Below are 17309 nucleotides of genomic sequence, written 5' to 3'. Positions count from 1 at the left end.
GCTGGCGCGCCGGCGCTGGGGGCGCCTGCGTCGTGGCAGGTTGTGGCGCGGGCGCCGGCGGTGCGGGGGCCTGGGCTTGCGCCGCCCTCGCCTGCGCGCGCAAGGGGCGCAGGCCCTCGGGCTCGGGCGGCCCCACAAAGATTGGCGGCGGTCCTTCCGGCTCCTCGGGCGGCGGCGCGATGCCGCTCGGCTCCAGCAGGAGCACCTCCTCCAGATGCTGCAAATCCACCAGCGGAACCGCGGCCACGGCCATGAACTGTGTATAGTCCGAGGGGGCCACGCTCACCACGCGCGCAACGGGCAAGCCCTTGGGATACTTGCCGTCGAGACCGGAAGTCACCAGTATTTCGCCGTTTTTCACGCTGGCGTCGCGCTGGACGAAGTTGACCTCGAGCTCGCGGCCCTTGCCCTTGCCCATGAGGATGCCGGGGGCGCGGCTCTCCTGCCCGAACACGGCCACGCGGCTCCCCGGGTCGGTGATGAGCAGGGCCGTTGAGGCGTGCGGGCTTGCCTTGAGCACCCGGCCCACGAGGCCCAGGTGCGTCACGAGGGGCGTGCCGGGGCGCCCGCCCGTGGCGTAACCGCGGCTGATGGTGATGCTGTCGAGCACGGCATTGGGGCCAAGCCTGCCGGCGAGCACGCGCGCGCCCAGAGGGCGCCAGCTCACGTCCACGGGCAGCTGCACGAGCTCACGCAGGCGGCGAAGCTCGGCCAGGTCCTCGCCGCTGGCGAGCAGGCGTGATTCCAGCTCGTCCACGCGGGCCTTGAGGCGCAGGTTTTCGCCGCGCACGTCCACAAGGTCGAAATAGCGGTCCCAGAAGCCGGAAAACACGTCCTCAACGGCGCGCAGGGGGCGGAGCACCGCGCCGCCCACCTCGAGGCCCACGGAGGCCGCAAGGTCGTCAAGAGCATGGGTGCGCTGGTTCCAGGAATACATCCCCAGAAACAGGATGAGCAGAACGCCCGCGAGAATAAGGATGCGCCGCAGGTTCACAAAAGCCTACCCCCGGCGGCGCCTGCCCCGGAGCGCGGGGGCGCCGCAGCCATGCGCGCGGCCGCTCAATCGATGCAGACTTCCTTGAGGATGTGGAGATTGTCCAGCGTCTTGCCCGTGCCCACGACCACGGTGGAGAGCGGGTCGTCCACCACGGTGATGGGGAGCGAGGTCTCCTCGCGCAAGAGCTGGTCCAGCCCCTTGAGCAGGGCGCCGCCGCCGGTGAGCACGATGCCGCGGTCGACAATATCGGCGGCGAGCTCGGGCGGGGTCTGCTCGAGGGCGATGCGCACGGCCTGGACGATGCTGTCCACCTGTTCGGAAATGGCCTTGCGCACCTCCTCGGAGGTGATGATGATGTTCTGCGGGATGCCGGTCACAAGGTCGCGGCCCTTGACCTCGATCTGCTGCTCCGGGTCCTGCGGGTAGGCCGAGGCGATCTTGATCTTGATCTCCTCAGCCGAGGATTCGCCGATGAGCATGTTGTACTTGCGCTTGACGTGGGTCATGATGGCTTCGTCCATCTTGTCGCCGCCCACGCGCACCGAGCGCGAATACACGATGCCGGAAAGGGAGATGACGGCCACCTCGGTGGTGCCGCCGCCGATGTCCACCACCATGTTGGACGTGGGCTCCTGAATGGGGAGGTCCGCGCCGATGGCCGCGGCCATGGGCTCCTCGATGAGGTAGACCTCGCGCGCGCCGGCGGACTGGGCCGACTCCTTGACGGCGCGCTTCTCCACCTGGGTGATGCCCGTGGGCACGCAGATCATGATGCGCGGGCGCACCATGCGCCTGGAATTGTGCACCTTGGCGATGAAGTGCCGGAGCATGGCCTCCGTGACCTCGAAGTCGGCGATGACGCCGTCCTTCATGGGGCGGATGGCCCAGATATTGCCGGGCGTGCGGCCGAGCATGCGCTTGGCATCCTGCCCCACGGCGAGGACCATGTTGTTGCCGCGCGCGTCTTTCTTGACGGCCACCACCGAGGGCTCGCGCAGCACGATGCCGTGCCCCTTCACATAGACACAGGTATTGGCCGTGCCGAGGTCAATGGCAAGATCATTGGAAAAGAGACCCAGTACGGCATCCATAACCTTGGACATGCTTCGTTCGCCTCGCTTGGACGCTGCCTTGGCATGCTAAGGGCGCATGCGGGATTCTCCCGGGGCCGGAACTCGCCGGGGTGGAAATGTGTTCTTCCAAAATATCCCCAAAGTCAAGCCGCCCGGGGGAAAGTTCAAAATCTTTGCCGGGTTCGGCGGCTGCGACCGCCCCGGCGCGCCCGCCATACATGGCCGCGGGCGGCGCCCCCGGCCGGCGCCGCCTTTTGGCGGGTCAAAGTTCTGTACGGGGCGCCCGCTAGAAGCGGAAATCCCGCCTGCCCCCGGCAATCTCGGCAAGGCGCTTCTCTGCGATGGCGCGCACATGCGGGCTTTCCACATGGGCGAGCTCCTTCCTGATAAGGACCTCGCCGCGCTCGCGCGTGGCCGGGCTCGCGTAATCCTCCAGATATTCCTTGAGCGTGAGCAGGGCGTTGGGATGGCAGCAGTTCTGGATCTGCCCGCTCTTGCACAGGCTCATGAAGCGGTCGCCGGTGCGGCCCTCGCGGTAGCAGGCCGTGCAGAAGCTCGGGATATGGCCCATGCCCATGAGCCAGTGCACCACCTCGTCCAAGGTGCGGTCGTCGCTCACGTCGAATTGGCGTGAATTTTCCTCCTCGGCCTCGGGCGTGGCATAGCCGCCCACGCTGGTGCGCGAGGCCCCGCTGATCTGCGAGACGCCGAGGCCCAAAACCTGCTCGCGCACGGCGCGGCTCTCGCGGGTGGAGATGATCATGCCCGTATAGGGCACCGCCAGCCGGATGCAGGCGCAGATGCGGGCGAAGGTGGCGTCGTCGATGCCATGGGCGAAATCGCCGGGGTCGATGCCGTCGGCGCGACGCACGCGCGGCACGCTGATGGTGTGCGGGCCCACGCCGTGCACGGCCTCGAGGTGCTCGGCGTGCATGAGCAGCGACGCGAATTCCTCGCGCCAGGAGCCGAGGCCGAAGAGCACGCCCAGGCCCACATCGTCGATGCCGCCCTCCATGGCGCGGTCCATGGCCTCGGTGTGCCAGGCGTAATCGTGCTTGGGGCCCGTGGGATGCAAAAGCGCGTAGGCCGCGGGGTCGTAGGTCTCCTGAAAAAGGATGTAGGTGCCGATCTCGGCGGCGCGCAGGCGGCGGTAGTCCTCCACCGTGGTGGCCGCGATGTTGACGTTGACGCGGCGGATGGCGCCGTTGCGGTGATGGATGCCGTAAATGGTGCGGATGGACTCAATGATGTAGTCGAGCGGATTCTCTTTCGGGTGCTCGCCCGCCTCCACGGCGAGGCGCTTGTGGCCCATGTCCTGCAGGGCCGTCACCTCGCGCACGATCTCCTCCTGCGTGAGCTTCTTGCGCGGCATGTGGCTGTTTGTGCGGTGATAGGGGCAGTAGACACAGCCGTTGATGCAATAGTTGGAGAGATAGAGCGGCGCGAAGAGCACGATGCGGTTGCCGTAGAAGCGCTGCTTGATGCGGGCCGCCAGGTCGAACATGGCCTCAGTGGTTTCCGGGTCGTCCGCGGCCATGAGGACAGACGCCTCGCGGTGGGAGAGGCCCTTGCCCTCGGCGGCCTTGTCGAGGATGGCGGCCACGGCGGCGCGATCCCTGGCGAGCCGGTCGGCCTCGGCCACGGAAACGGCCGCTTCCTGCCGGTCAATGAAATCCGCCGCGCGGCGGGATGCGGGATCATACATGGCAAACCCCGAAGCGCGCCGCCGGGGGCGCGCCGGTACTGAAAAGGAAGGGCGGGAAGGATCAGGCCCGCGTTCAGGCCAGGATGGCAAGGCGCCCGGCGTCAAGCCGCGCCTCACGGGCGCAGCAGGCCGGGGCGTCCCCCGCCTCATGGGAAACGAAGACGAGCGCGGGCCCGGTGCCGGACGCGGCCAGGCGCTCCAGGGAAGAAAGATAACGCTCCCTCGCCGCCTCGTCCAGACCGGAACAGGGTTCGTCCAGCAGGAGCACGTCCGGGCCGCCCATGAGGGCGCGCGCGAGAAAGAGCCGCCGAAGCTGCCCGGTGGAAAGGCGGCGGATGGAGGCCGCCGCCACGCGGGCGCCCTCGCCTTCGGGGAAAAACAGCTCCACGAGGCGCCTGGCCTCGGCCTGCTCTTCGGCGCTGAACCCGCGGTAGACGCCGATGCTGTTGTCAAGGCCCGAGCACACGAGCTCGAGCCCGGTGAGCGGATAGCCGTAGAGCGCCTGGGAGAGATCGGAGACGAGGCGCACGCCGCGGCGCACCTCCTCAAGGGTCTCGGCCTCGCGCCCGAGGGAGGGCAAAAAGCGCCTGAGCGTGCCGCCGGCCGCGGCAAACTCGTCCCCGGCGAGCAGCCGCAGCAGGGTGGACTTGCCCGAGCCGTTGGCGCCCGTGAGGCGCCAGTGCTCGCCCCGGCGCAGGGTCCAGTCGATGTCGTGCAACACCTTGTGCCGGTCGATATACACCGAGACCCCGGAGAGCTGGATTAGCGGCGGGGCGGCGGCACCTGCGGCAGCCGGGCGCGAAACGACGGGCCTTTCTGCCGGCGCCGGCCGCACCGGCTCCTCGTGGAAAAGGCGCCCCGCCTCCAGCCACGCGCGGCCTCGGCACCACGACGGCACAGTCTCGGGCCTATGCGAGGCCATGATGACCGTGCCGCGCTCAGCATAGGCTTCGAGCGCCTCGGTGAAGCGGCGCCTGTGCCCCAAGTCCAGCCCGTCCAGGCATTCGTCCAGCAGCAAGAGGGCCGGCTCGCGTGCCAGCGCCGCGGCCAGAAGCACGAGGCGGAGCTGGCCCTGCGAGAGCTCGGGGAGCAGCCGGGGGAGGAGTTCCGCGCAGCCGAGGCTTTCAGCGGCAGCGCAGGCGCGGGCTTCGCAGGCCTCTTCCGCAACGCCGAACTCGGCGCCGGCGATGGCGCCCATGATGTATTCCAGGCCGGTCATGTAGGGGGCGCGGCGCTGCCACACTTCCTGCACGGCGGGGGAGACGAGCGCGCACAGGCTGCGGCCCGCGATGGGCGAGGTCTCCATAGCCTCGGCACCGCGCCAGAGGATGCGGCCGGCCGCCGGCCAGAGCTCGCCCCCCGCGAGGCGCAGCAGGCTCGACTTGCCCGCGCCGTTGGGCCCGAAGAGCGCGCAATGGCCGCCGGCCGTGACCTGCCAGCAAATATCTCGCAGCACGGGATGCTTCCGCTCCGGGTCGCCGGGGAGGAAACAGGTCACCCCCTCGATGCTGACGAGAAGTCCCTCTTGCTGCATGGCGCTCAAAACGGGACGAGGCTCCGGCGGCCGCCCTCGAAAAGCGCCTGCTGCGTGTAGCCGAAGCGCCGGGCGTAGGCAGCCAGGCGGTCGAAATCGCGGGCCACATCGCGCACGCTGTGGGCGTCCGAGGCGAAGGTCACGGGGATGCCGAGCCCCGCGGCAAGCTCCATGATGGGCGGCGCGGGATAGATCTCGCGGCAGGCCTTGCGCAGTCCCGCCGAGGAGACCTCCATGGCCATGCCCGTATCGGCCAGGGCCGTGAGCGCCCGGCGCACTTGCGCCCGGCTCTCCGGCCGGTCGAGCCACGCGCGGAAGCGCTCCACCGAGAAGATCTTGATGAGGTCGGGATGCGCGGCTATCTGGAAGAGCCCGGAGGCGAGCATGGCCTCCCAGGCCGTGAAATAGGCCGCATACCAGGCGTCGCACTGCTCCGCATCCGCGTCGCGCCATGGCTCGTCGCCGTCGTCAAAGCCCCAGTGCCCGAGAAAGTGGACGCTGCCGATGAGGTAGTCGAAATCCGCGGCTTTGCAGGCCTTGCGGATGAAGCCCTCCTCACCGTCGAGCCAGTCCATTTCCATGGCGAGCAGGGCGCGGGGCTGACCGGGCTTCGCGTTGTCGCGCAGGGCGCGCACCTCCCGGAAATAGTCCGGGAGGTGGGCCTTGAGCTGGTCGCGGTATTCGCGGCGGTAGGTGAAGCCCTCGGGCCTTGGCGAATGCTCGCTGAAGCCGATGACCTCAAGCCCGGCCGCCGCNGCCGCCGCGTACATGTCCTCCGNNNTGTCCGCGCCGTGNGAATAGCGCGTATGGGTNTGCAGGTCNGCCGTNATCATGTTCCGCTTACNTGCCNNCCCCGAGCCGGCGCACGATCTCCTGCGCNGCCTTGCGNCCNGCGCCCATGGCGAGGATGACCGTGGCCGCGCCNGTNACGATGTCGCCGCCGGCGAACACATTGGGGATGGAGGTCTCGCCCGTTTCCGGNTCNGCCTNNATGTAGCCGCGCTCGGTNCGCGCGAGGTCGGGCGTGGCGTCCAGNAGGATGGGGTTGGAGCGCGTGCCCAGGGCCACGATGGCGAGGTCNGTCTCNAGNTCCTCCACCGCGCCTTCCACGGGCACCGGNCGNCGNCGCCCCGAGGCNTCGGGCTCGCCGAGCTCCATCTTNTGCAGGGTCACGGACTTGAGNCGCANCTGCATCGTCGCCGTTGAAGCGCAGCGGCGCGGAGAGCAGCGCGAACTNNACGCCCTCCTCGGCCGCGTGCTCGATCTCCTCGGCGCGGGCNGGCATTTCCGCGCGGGTGCGGCGNTAGACGATGTGCACGCTTTCCGCNCCCATGCGCAGGGCCGTGCGCGCCGCGTCCATGGCCACNTTGCCCGCGCCGAANACGGTCACNTGCNTNCCNGGGAAGGGCGGNGTGTCGTGCTCGGGGAAGTCGTAGCCGCGGCCGAGATTGATGCGCGTCAAATACTCGTTGGCCGAGAACACGCCCACAAGGTTCTCGCCGGGCACGCCAAGGAAGATGGGCAGCCCCGCGCCCACGCCGATGAANACCGCGTCGTGGCTCTTGCGAAGTTCNGCCACGTCCACGGTGCGNCCGCCCACATGGTTGAGGTGGAAGCGCACGCCGAGCTCNCGCAGGCCNGCGATNTCCGCGGCGACCACNTCCTTGGGCAGNCGGAAGGCCGGNATGCCGTAGACGAGCACNCCGCCCGCCTCGTGCAGGGCNTCGTACACGTCCACCTCAAGNCCGGCCGCGGCGCAGATGCCCGCGCAGGTGAGCGAGGCCGGCCCNGAGCCGATACAGGCCACNCGNCCNTTGGCGTGGCTTTCNCTCGTCTCGGCCGGGCAGGANTCNGGCGCGGCGGCGCAGGCGGCGAGGTGCGTGTCGGCCACGAAGCGCTCNAGNCGGCCNATGGCGATGGNCTCGCCCTTGGCCTTNANNATGCACTTGCCCTCGCACTGGTNNTCCTGNGGNCACACGCGGCCGCANACCGCGGGCAGGCTGTTGGCCGTGCGGATGATCTCGTAGGCGCGCTCCACATTGCCGGCCGCCACCTCGCGGATGAANTCNCGGATGGGCACNTCCACNGGGCAGCCCTTGACGCAGGTGGGCCGTTTGCACTGGAGGCAGCGCGAGGCCTCGGTGGCGGCCATGTCGCCATTGTAGCCGAGGGCCACTTCCTTAAAATTATGNCGCCGCTCCGCCGGGGGCTGGCAGGGCATTTCCACGCGCGGGGCGACTTTTTTGGCGGAAGATTCAGTTGCCATGGGGCTGCTCCTTCCTGTAGCGGTCATAGGATTCGGCCTCCTGCTCGCGGAAGGCCGCCAGCCTGCGCCGAAGCTCGGGGAAATCCACNTGGTGCCCGTCAAATTCCGGCCCGTCCACGCAGGCGAACTTCGTCTTGCCGCCCACGCTCACGCGGCAGGCGCCGCACATGCCGATGCCGTCCACCATGATGGGGTTGAGGCTCACGGTGGTGGCNACGCCGAAGGGCCGCGTCACNTCGGCCACGGCGNCCATCATGGGCACNGGCCCCACGGCCACCACCTCGCCCACGCCNCCGGCCNNNAGGCGCTCCTTGAGGGGNTCNGTGACNAGGCCCTTGCGGCCGTAGCTGCCGTCGTCCGTACAGACGACAAGCTCGTTCACGAANCCCATGAGCTCCTTTTCAAAGAGCAAAAGNGACTTCTCGCGCGCGCCGATGACCGCCACCACATGATTGCCCGCGCGGGCGTGGCCCTTGGCGATGTGGTGCATGGCCGCGATGCCCGTGCCGCCGCCCACGCAGATGACNGTGCCGACCTTCNCNATTTTNGTGGGNCGCCCCAGCGGCCCGCAGACATCGAGGATGCTGTCGCCNGCCNNNAGCGCCTCNAGGAGGGCCGTGGACTTGCCGAGCACNAGATAAACGATGGTGATCTCGCCGCGNGNNGNGTCNGTNTCNGCGATGGTGAGCGGGATGCGTTCGCCCTCGGGGCTCATGCGGAGCATGACGAAATGGCCCGGCCGGGCCTTGGCCGCGATNTCGGGCGCGTGGAGCACNAGCTTGCTCGTCTTGCCGGGGATCAGGCGCTCCTTGCGCAAAATGGGTGTGGGCATGGTGTCCTCCGCCTCGGGTGATGGCCNGCGNGGTGGCNCCCCGCGCGGCCGTGTCGCCGGCGCANCCGGCATGTGTCGAGCATAGGCGCGAANCNNNCGGCTGGCAAGCGCCGGGAGGGGCGCNTCACCGATTGCNTCTCTGTGAAAANTGGGGCATACTGTCCCCGACCNGTTGTTGAGGATACGCCCGCGCGGACGCNGTGNCCTTCGCGCGGCTCTTNTCATTCCCTCTTGTGACACAAAACGAGGAGGATACCATGGCTCAGGACTATTTCCGCGCCCTTAGGGACGTTGCGCTGGTCATCAANTCCAGCCTGGAACCCAAGGAAGTGCTCCACAANATCACCGAGCAGACCGCCAAGACCATGGGCTGCAAGGCGAGCACCATCCGCCTGCTCGACAGCACGGGCCGCTTCCTTCTGCCCAGCGCCGCCTGGGGCCTTTCGGCCAACTACATGCGCAAGGGNCCTGTTGAGGTCAANCGCAGCGGCATGGACGGCGAAGTGCTNGCCGGCAAGANCATCCACCTGAAGGACGCCGCCGCCGACGGCCGCTTCCAGTATCCCGAGTCGGCNAAGGCGGANGGCCTCGTTTCCGTGCTTTCCGTGCCGCTNATGGCCGACGGCAAGGCCATCGGCCTNATGCGCGTNTANTCCGACGTNGAGCGCGAGTTCACCCCCGACGAGGAGACNTTCATGGAGGCCGTGGCCGCCATCTCNGCCGTNGCCATCGAGAACGCGCGCCTGCACGAGGCNCTGCGCAACAACTANGAGCTGATGAGCAAGCACGCCTATTCCGTCTACGAGGACTAGTCCGTCCCGCACCCCATATTTCAGCCCAACGAGGTATCTGCCATGAGCAAAGTGAAAGTCGGCATCAACGGCTTCGGCCGCATCGGCCGCCAGGTGTTCCGCGCCCTGCACCAGAGCTACCGNGACAAGGTNGAAGTGGTCGCCATCAACGACCTCTTCGACGTGAACACCTATTTCCACCTCGCCGAGTACGACTCGGTNTACGGCCNCGTCAATCTCGACTACAAGATCGACAACGACACCGTNACCGTGGGCGACTGGAANATCCACTGCTTCTCCGAGCGCGACCCCAAGCAGACCAACTGGGGCGAATACGGCGTGGACATCGTGGTGGAGAGCACCGGCATCTTCCGCACGGCCACCCAGGCCGCCGTGCACCTTGANAACGGCGCCAANAAGGTCATCATCACCGCGCCCGCCAAGGAAGAGGACATCACCATCGTCATGGGCGTCAACCAGGACATGTATGACCCCAAGAAGCACAACATCGTGTCCAACGCCTCCTGCACCACCAACTGCCTNGCNCCGGTGGCGCTNGTGCTGGAAAANGAGTTCGGCATCGAGCTCGGCAACATGGTGACCATCCACTCCTACACCAACGACCAGCGCATCCTCGACATGGCCCACAAGGACCTGCGCCGCGCCCGCGCCGCCGCGTGCAACATCATCCCCACGTCCACCGGCGCCGCCCAGGCCGTGGCCAAGGTCATCCCCCAGCTCAAGGGCAAGTTCAGCGGCTATTCCCTGCGCGTGCCCACGCCCACGGTCTCCGTGGTGGACTTCTCGGGCATCCTGAAAAAGCCCACCACCACCGAGGAGGTGCTCGCCAAGCTCAAGGAAGCTACCGAGACCTATCTCAAGGGCATCATGGAATACAATGACAAGGCCCTGGTCTCCATGGACTTCAAGGGCAACCCGGCCTCGTCCATCGTGGAGGCCTCCTACACCACCATCCAGAACGGCACCCTCATCAAGGCCGTGGCCTGGTATGACAACGAATGGGGTTATTCCAACCGCGTCTGCGACCTCATCTGCCTGATGAAGGAAAAGGGCTTCTAGGCCCGGCGTACCCGCGGCACAGTTGCGCGTGCCCGCTTCCGGCAAGACGCCGGGGGCGGGCACGTCCTGTTTTTTGCGGGGGCGTGGTAGGGGCAGGGGCGCCAGCGCGGGCGGCGCGGCTTTCCAGAAGGCTTTGTTATACTTTTGAGTTGGTGGTGTGCCTATGCTGCAACTGTAATGCCGAAATTATCCGTCAAAAACAGCCTTTTTAGTGCTGGCTGCGTCAGAGAAAAATTTCCTCGGTCGAGTACTTAAGTACACTCCCTTCGGAAATTTTTATCTTCCTTGCCAGCCCCAAAAAATCTTATTTTTTAGGATTCTTCCGGCACCAGCACCCGTCTTCCGCTTCGCTCCAGACGGAATGAAGGAAGGTCTATCAACTGTATCATATGACTGAACTTTCCAGAAAAAGGCGGTACTTCCGCGCCTCCTCCCGGGCCTGACGAAAAAGGTCTCTGGGGGCGATCTCCGGCGCGGGCGTGTCCAGCGTCAGCACCGCGTAGCCCAGCATCTCGAGCTGTTTTCGGAAGACATGCTGGAAATTTCTGTGGATGACGCCCTCGTAAACAAAGTCCCTGCCGCCGGCGATTTCCGCCACCAGCCGGGCATACTGCTTGCCCGCGGCCGAGTTGAAAATCTGGATCATGATGCCGCCACCGCTCATGGTGCTCTGGCCGCCGGAGCAAAGAGCATCAAGCAGGGGATAGCTTTCCGCAAGGCTCCCGGGGGGCAACGCGACAAGTTGCGCGAGCAGCGGATCGCCGTGGATGACGGGCAGCCCCGCAAACAGCTTGCGGGCCACCGTGCTCTTCCCCGAGGCCGAGTCTCCCATCAGAAGAACGGCATAGGGCGCCCTGTTTCTCACATGGAGGATATGCTTCTTGCGGCCCTTGGCGTCCGTGAACACGCTCTCGCCCATATCCTTGTACACATAGGCCTCGAGGGCTGCGGCCAGCCCCGGTTCCGCCGGGAGCTGCGCCCCGGTGCGGTGCGCGGCATCGGCGAGCGTCACCGCGGGCGCCCCCGCGGTCTCTTCCACGGCCGTTTTCAGCACCAGGGTGCCCTTGCGCGCGAGCGCGGCCATGAGCAGGGGGAGGATGGCGGCCACTTCCATCGAGGACGGCAGCGAGGAACAGAGGATGACATCGAAGGCGCCGCGCCGGGTGAGGATCCTGGCCAGATTGCCGGCGAGCCCGCTGAACGGGCAGTGCGGAAAACGCGCGCGGGCCTGTGCAAGGGCCTTCTCGTCCGCGTCTACGCCAAGGACCTCGCGGGCGCCCTCAAACCAGGCGAAACCGCAATAAAAGCCCTCCGCGCAGCCCAGTTCCAAAAAGACTGTGTCCGCGAGGGGCGGCAGGGCCAGCCGCAGCAGTTCTTCCTCCAGCAGGCGTGGCTCGTGACCCCCCGCTTTCGGGGCAGTGGCTTCGTGCATTCTCGCGCTCCTTTCCGGCCAGTACCTGACGCGGGGCGCGCCGCCCCGCTGCCGCCCTTGCACGGCACTCCCGGATGCTTCCTGATACAGCAAAAGTCCGCACTTAACAACCGGCCGGCGCCAGCCCCGGGCGCCAGAGGGCGCCCACCCTGGCGGGGTTTGGGAAAAAATGTTCATGGCCCCGGGCGCCCGCGGGGCGCCCCCCGGCGCGTGGGCAGAGCGTCAAGCCCCTTCAAACGGCCGCTTTTACACCCTTTTTCGCCCGCCGGGCTCCCTGCCGGCCGGCTGTGGGCCGGCGCCGGTGATACCGCGCCGCGGCGCCGCAAAATCTCGACAGGCCCAAAAAAATTTTCTACACTTGGCGCAAGGCGGCGGAGGAATGCGCCACGGGCGGCCGGCTTCAGGCCCCTGCCCGCAAGAAAGCCTCCCCCGCCGGGCCGGCGGCCCGTGCGCCGCGGCCGAGCGATCGGGTCATGCGCTGCCCTCTCGTTTTCGTTCATTTTCGCTTCCGCAGCACAGCCCGGCTTCCTTCCAACCTCCACTTCAGGAGGCCGTATGCGGTTCAGTTTTGACAAGGCCGCCTGCCAGAATACGCGCAGGGCCCTCCGCAAGGAATGGCTGCTCACCAACGGTCTGGGCGGCTATGCCAGCAGCAGCATCCTCTACTGCAATACCCGCAAATACCACGGGCTGCTCGTGGTCGCCACGCCCGACGGGCGGCAGGTGCTGCTCTCCGCCATGGAGGAGTCCCTCACCGGCGGTGCCAAGGAATTTCCCATCTCCACGCGCCAGCACCCGGGCGTGCTGCATCCCACGGGGCACCAGTACCTCGAAAAATTCACGCTGGACCCGTGGCCGCAGTTCACCTATCGCGTGGGCGACGTGCGCCTCACCCGCGAGGTGCTGCTCGTGCGCGGGCAAAACCGCGTGCTTTTCCGCTGGACCTTGCAGGGGCCGGAAAAGAACCACGGCCGGCTCCCCCGGCTCTCGCTGCGCTTGAGGCCGCTGCTCGCCTATCGCGGCTTCCACGAGCTGACGAGCGCCAACGGCGCCATCAGCCCCCACACGGACGCGGCGCCCGGCGGCTTTTCCATCGCGCCGTATGAGGGCATGCCCGCGCTCTACATCCAGGCCGGCAGCGCCTCGGTGTTCACGCCGCAGCCGGACTGGTTCTACAATGTGGTGTATTTTCAGGAGCGGGAGCGCGGCTTCCCCGAAAAGGAAGACCTCTTCCAGCCCGGCGTCATGGACATCCCGCTGCCGCCGCTGCCCGAGGGCGGGAGCGTCTACCTCGCCGTGGGCACCGAGGAGATGCCCGCGGCCAAGGGGGGCGGCGCGGCCGACCTCGAGGCCGCATGGCAGGCCGAGAGCGAGCCGCGCATGGCCGTGCACAAGAAGGTGCACGGCCTCATCGGGCACCTCGAAAAAATGGGCGCCCAGTTCTGCGTGAAAAACCCGGCGGGCGATGCGGCGGTCATCGCGGGCTACCACTGGTTCGACGCCTGGGGCCGCGACACGCTCATCGCGCTGCCCGGCCTTGCCTTCTACGGCGGGCGCACCCAGTTCGGGCTCGATGTGCTCGCCCAGGTGCCGGCTTCCATGAAAAACGGCCTCGTGCCCAACATGTTCGCCCATCAGGGGGAGCACGCCTACAACGCGGCGGACGCGGCCCTGTGGTACGCCTTCGCCGTGCAGTGCTACCTGCAGGAAAACCCCGACGGCTACGCCTGGGTGCGCGAGCACGCCTGGAAGGCCCTGAAGGAGATCGTCGAGGGCTACCGCAAGGGCCCGGGCAATGACATCTATGTGGACGAGAATGGCCTCATCCACGCGGGCAACGGCCACACCCAGCTCACCTGGATGGACGCCATGAGCGACGGCAAGCCCGTGACCCCGCGCCACGGAAGCCCGGTCGAGCTCAACGCCCTGTGGTACAACACCCTCGTCTTCGTGGACCACCTCGCCAAGAAATTCGACGAGCCGGACTGGCGCATGGGCGACCTGAAACCCATGCGGCAAAGCTTTTTTGAGCATTTCTGGGTGGCGCGCGACGGCGGCTATCTCGGCGATGTGTGGCGCGACGGCATGCTCGACCAGAGCATCCGGCCGAACCAGATCCTCGCGGTCTCGCTGCCGCATCCCATTTTGGAGGAGCAGTACCGGCCGCAGGTGATGGAATGCGTGCGCAACCGCCTGCTCACGCCCTATGGCGTACGCACGCTGGCCCCGTCCGACCCGGCCTACAAGGGCAAGTACGAGGGCGGCCCGGCCGAGCGCGACGCCGCCTACCACCAGGGCACCATCTGGCCCTGGCTGCTCGGCCAGTACACGGACGGCCTTCTGCGCGTGGCCTGGGATACGGACGGCGCGGCGAAAGCCCTGCTCGACCGCGTGACGCCGCTCTTTTCCGATCACCTCATGGACGCGGGCCTCGGCAGCATCTCCGAGATCTTCGACGCCTCGCCGCCAGCCCGGCCCAACGGCACCATCGCCCAGGCCTGGAGCGTGGCCGAGTGCCTGAGGATGCTCATCCGCCTCAAGCGCGCCGCGCCCGGCGTCTATGACGCCTGGGAGCACAAGATCGCGCACCGCCTCGCCAATCCCGTCTCCGGCGATACCGCGGGCGTGTGCCGCGTGACCATGATTCTCGAAGACGAATCCCCGGCACCCGCGCCGGCCGCAGCCAAGTCCGGCAAGCGCGCCAAGAAGAAGGGGGATGCCTGATGCGAGTCCTCATGTTCGGCTGGGAGTTTCCGCCGTATATCAGCGGCGGGCTCGGCACGGCCTGTTACGGCATGACGCACGCGCTGGCGCAGCTCGGCGTCCAGGTCATCTTCGTGCTGCCCCATGTGGAGGACGCGGCCACGGACTTCCTCAAGCTGGAGTCGGCCTCGGGCACGCTCATCACCCAGGACATGCAGGAACGCATGGCCTGGGCCGGGCAGGAGATCTGGCGGTCCAACATCCGCTATCTCGAGGTGGACAGCCCGCTCATGCCCTACCTCACCCCGGAGAGCTACCGCGAGGCCCTGAAGAACCTGTCGAGCGAGTCCTCGCCGGGCGGCGAGGTGGTCAGGACCCACGCGGGGCCGGCCTTCACCTGGAAGCTCAAGGGCGGCTACGGGCCCGAGCTCATGACCGAGGTCTACCGTTACGGGCGCCTCGGCGGGGCCATTGCCCTGCGCGAGGATTTCGATGTCATCCACGCCCATGACTGGATGACCTATCCCGCGGGCATCCTCGCCAAGGCGCTCACGGGCAAGCCGCTCGTGGTGCACATCCACGCCACGGAATATGACCGCAGCGGCGAGAACATCAATGAGACGGTGGCGGGCATCGAGCGCGCCGGCCTGTTGGCCGCGGACGTGGTGGTGGCCGTGAGCCAGCTCACGCGCAACATGGTCATCCAGCGCTACGGCGTGCCCCCGGAAAAGGTCAAGGTGGTCTACAACGCGGTGGAGCGCCGCGACGTGGCGAAGCGCTACGAGATCCCGCCGCGCATCCGCCACGAGAAGCGCGTGCTCTTCCTCGGGCGCATCACCTTCCAGAAAGGGCCGGAATACTTCATGGAGGCCGCGCGCCTCGTGCTCGAGAAGATCCCCAACGTGCGCTTCTTCATGGCCGGCAGCGGCGACATGCTGCCGCGCCTCGTGCGCCGGGCAGGGCAGCTGCGCATCGGCAGCCGCTTCCACTTCGCGGGCTTCTTGCGCGGCGAGCAGGTGGACCGCATGTTCGCCCTGAGCGACCTCTATGTCATGCCCTCGGTGTCCGAGCCCTTCGGCATCACCCCGCTGGAGGCCATGCTCTACGACGTGCCGGTGCTGCTCTCGCGGCAGTCCGGCGTCTCCGAGGTGCTGGAGCACGCGCTCAAGGCCGACTTCTGGGACACGCGCGACATGGCCGACAAGATCTGCGCGGTGCTGCGCTACCCGAGCCTCGCCGAGGAGCTTGTCAAGAACTGCCGCGAAGAAATGAAATCCATCCGCTGGGGCAATGCGGCGGAACAGCTTCTGCAAATTTACCGCAACGTTACAGGGGAAAACTGATGCCAGCTCTCTGCCTTTGCTACGAAGTGCACGAACCGTACAGGCTGCGGCGCTACACGGTCTTTGACATGGGCCAGAACTCCGTCTACGAGGACGATGACAAGAACTGCGACATCCTCCTCTACACCGCGCGCGTCTGCTACCTGCCCATGAACGACCTTCTCCTCAAGCTCATCCGCCGCTTCGGGAAGGACTTCAAGGTCTGCTTCTCCATTTCCGGGACGGCGCTCGACCAGTTCGAGCAGTACGCGCCCGAGGTTTTGGAGAGCTTCCAGGCGCTGGCCGCCACGGGCAGCGTGGAATTCGCCTGCGAGACCGCGCCGCACAGCTTCGCCTTCCTCTATTCCAAGCCGGAATTCGTGCGCCAGGTGGAGGACCACGCCAAACGCATCAAGCGCCTCTTCGGCAAGAAGCCCGTCACCTACCGCAATGCGGAACTCGTCTATAACAACGCCATGGGCGTGGCGCTCGGCGAACTCGGCTACAAGGCGGTGATGGCCGAAGGCGCGGACCATGTGCTCGGCTGGCGCAGCCCCAACTATCTCTACAGCCCCGTGGGCGCCCCCGACGTGCGTCTCTTCCTGCGCAATATCCGCCTCTCCACGGACCTCGGCCGCCGCTTCAGCGACCAGTCGTGGGACCAGTGGCCGCTCACCGCGGAGAAGTACGCCGGCTGGATCCACAGCCTGGCGGGCGATGCGGAAGTTATCAACATCTTCAACGATTACCATGTGTTCGGCCTGCGCAACACGCGGGACTCCGGCATATTCGCCTTCATGGAGGCGCTCCCCGACCGCATCCTCGCCAACAAGGACTTCCACTTCGCAACGCCCGCCGAGGCCGTGAAAAAGCTCCCCAGCGTGGGCGAGCTGGATGTGCCCGACTTCATGAGCTGGGACTACGAGGGCCGGGACCTCACGGCATGGCTCGGCAACGACATGCAGAAGGACGCCATCCACACCCTCTACAAGATGACGGATCGCGTGCACGCGCTCGGCGCGCCCGACATCACGCGGGATTTTGAGCGCTTGCAAAGCTCCGACCACTTCCATTATATGTCCACCAAGTGGTTCACGGCCCATGCGCCGGACAGGCCCAATCCCTTCCCGAGCCCGTATGACGCCTATATCACGTACATGAACGTGCTCTCGGACCTTGAGATGCGCGTGTCGGCGGCGGAAGCGGAAAAGGAACTGGTGGAGGACGTGGAAAAGATGGCCCGCAAGGTCACCCCCGCCAAGGGCGAAGCGAAAAAGGCCGGAGGAAAGGCGGAGGCAAAGGCCAAGGCCGCCCCGGAAAAGGAAAAGGCCGCAGCTGACAAAAAACCCGCAGCCAGGAAACCCGCGGCCCCCAAGGCGGCATCCGCAAAGAAGGCCGCGCCCAAAAAGGCCCCGGCCAGAGCCATGGGGGCCTCCGGCGCCGCCAGGGGCACGAAGAATTCCACCCCGGCCAAAAAGTCCGGGGAAAAGAAGGCCTGAAACAGGCCCCGAAGGCTGGACGCCGCTGAACCGTGGGGGCAAAAACCGCCACGGTTCAGCCTTACGTTAATGACA

General features: G+C 66.9%; 12 protein-coding genes and 1 pseudogene. 5 read left to right on the top strand and 8 right to left on the bottom strand.

Annotated elements, in window-relative coordinates:
- From mreC to HDR50_RS03355, 7 genes and pseudogenes are all read right to left on the bottom strand, one after another.
- On the bottom strand, positions 1-994 hold a 994-nt coding region (mreC, locus tag HDR50_RS03385), incomplete at its 3' end, for a rod shape-determining protein MreC (RefSeq protein ID WP_291355923.1).
- A gap of 65 nt (positions 995-1059) precedes the next feature.
- Positions 1060-2100, bottom strand: coding sequence for a rod shape-determining protein (locus HDR50_RS03380; RefSeq protein WP_165078831.1), 1041 nt, complete (start codon positions 2098-2100; stop codon positions 1060-1062).
- 256 nt (positions 2101-2356) lie between these two features.
- Complete coding sequence (gene hydG / locus HDR50_RS03375; RefSeq protein WP_291355920.1) at positions 2357-3775, bottom strand: [FeFe] hydrogenase H-cluster radical SAM maturase HydG; 1419 nt, start codon at positions 3773-3775, stop codon at positions 2357-2359.
- 73 nt (positions 3776-3848) lie between these two features.
- Entirely contained in the window at positions 3849-5309 is a 1461-nt protein-coding gene (locus tag HDR50_RS03370; RefSeq protein WP_291355918.1) for an ATP-binding cassette domain-containing protein, read from the bottom strand.
- A 5-nt stretch (positions 5310-5314) separates the two neighbouring features.
- The gene (locus tag HDR50_RS03365; protein ID WP_291355917.1) at positions 5315-6142 is read right to left on the bottom strand and encodes a histidinol-phosphatase; all 828 of its coding nucleotides are present in this window, start codon (positions 6140-6142) and stop codon (positions 5315-5317) included.
- 7 nt (positions 6143-6149) lie between these two features.
- Positions 6150-7575: pseudogene (gene gltA / locus HDR50_RS03360) on the bottom strand (NADPH-dependent glutamate synthase).
- The gene (locus HDR50_RS03355; protein ID WP_291355915.1) at positions 7565-8407 is read right to left on the bottom strand and encodes a sulfide/dihydroorotate dehydrogenase-like FAD/NAD-binding protein; all 843 of its coding nucleotides are present in this window, start codon (positions 8405-8407) and stop codon (positions 7565-7567) included. Before HDR50_RS03355 ends, gltA begins: the two are co-directional and overlap by 11 nt.
- Positions 8408-8664: 257 nt before the next feature.
- Between HDR50_RS03355 and HDR50_RS03350 the strand changes: the two genes are divergently transcribed.
- Complete coding sequence (locus tag HDR50_RS03350) at positions 8665-9219, top strand: GAF domain-containing protein (RefSeq protein WP_291355913.1); 555 nt, start codon at positions 8665-8667, stop codon at positions 9217-9219.
- 42 nt (positions 9220-9261) lie between these two features.
- Entirely contained in the window at positions 9262-10278 is a 1017-nt protein-coding gene (gene gap, locus HDR50_RS03345; protein ID WP_291355911.1) for a type I glyceraldehyde-3-phosphate dehydrogenase, read from the top strand.
- A gap of 385 nt (positions 10279-10663) precedes the next feature.
- On the opposite strand, the gene HDR50_RS03340 is transcribed toward gap, so the two are convergent.
- The gene (locus HDR50_RS03340) at positions 10664-11710 is read right to left on the bottom strand and encodes a methyltransferase domain-containing protein (RefSeq protein ID WP_291355909.1); all 1047 of its coding nucleotides are present in this window, start codon (positions 11708-11710) and stop codon (positions 10664-10666) included.
- Between the two features lie 555 nt (positions 11711-12265).
- On the opposite strand from HDR50_RS03340, the gene HDR50_RS03335 reads away from it, so the two are divergent.
- The 3 genes from HDR50_RS03335 to HDR50_RS03325 are packed head-to-tail and all read left to right on the top strand — an operon-like array spanning position 12266 to position 17234.
- Positions 12266-14434 (top strand): amylo-alpha-1,6-glucosidase, encoded by a 2169-nt coding sequence (locus HDR50_RS03335; protein WP_291355908.1) that lies wholly within the window; start codon positions 12266-12268, stop codon positions 14432-14434.
- Positions 14434-15756: a glycosyltransferase family 4 protein gene (locus tag HDR50_RS03330; RefSeq protein WP_291355907.1), complete on the top strand. Its 1323-nt coding sequence runs from the start codon at positions 14434-14436 to the stop codon at positions 15754-15756. Before HDR50_RS03335 ends, HDR50_RS03330 begins: the two co-directional genes overlap by 1 nt.
- Positions 15756-17234: a glycoside hydrolase family 57 protein gene (locus HDR50_RS03325; protein ID WP_291355906.1), complete on the top strand. Its 1479-nt coding sequence runs from the start codon at positions 15756-15758 to the stop codon at positions 17232-17234. The genes HDR50_RS03330 and HDR50_RS03325 overlap by 1 nt, the downstream gene beginning before the upstream one ends.
- The last annotated feature ends 75 nt before the right edge of the window (positions 17235-17309 follow it).

It is taken from the genome of Desulfovibrio sp. (genome assembly GCF_014803725.1).
GTDB lineage: Bacteria > Desulfobacterota > Desulfovibrionia > Desulfovibrionales > Desulfovibrionaceae > Desulfovibrio.
Note: the sequence above shows the minus strand (reverse complement) of the source record. Positions and strands in the feature narration are given on the sequence as shown.

Coding starts and splice junctions, on each gene's coding strand:
- HDR50_RS03335 (WP_291355908.1), top strand. CDS start 12,266: ATGCGGTTCAGTTTTGACAAGGCCGCCTGCCAGAATACGCGCAGGGCC.
- HDR50_RS03380 (WP_165078831.1), bottom strand. CDS start 2,100: ATGTCCAAGGTTATGGATGCCGTACTGGGTCTCTTTTCCAATGATCTT.
- HDR50_RS03370 (WP_291355918.1), bottom strand. CDS start 5,309: ATGCAGCAAGAGGGACTTCTCGTCAGCATCGAGGGGGTGACCTGTTTC.
- HDR50_RS03325 (WP_291355906.1), top strand. CDS start 15,756: ATGCCAGCTCTCTGCCTTTGCTACGAAGTGCACGAACCGTACAGGCTG.
- HDR50_RS03330 (WP_291355907.1), top strand. CDS start 14,434: ATGCGAGTCCTCATGTTCGGCTGGGAGTTTCCGCCGTATATCAGCGGC.
- HDR50_RS03340 (WP_291355909.1), bottom strand. CDS start 11,710: ATGCACGAAGCCACTGCCCCGAAAGCGGGGGGTCACGAGCCACGCCTG.
- hydG (WP_291355920.1), bottom strand. CDS start 3,775: ATGTATGATCCCGCATCCCGCCGCGCGGCGGATTTCATTGACCGGCAG.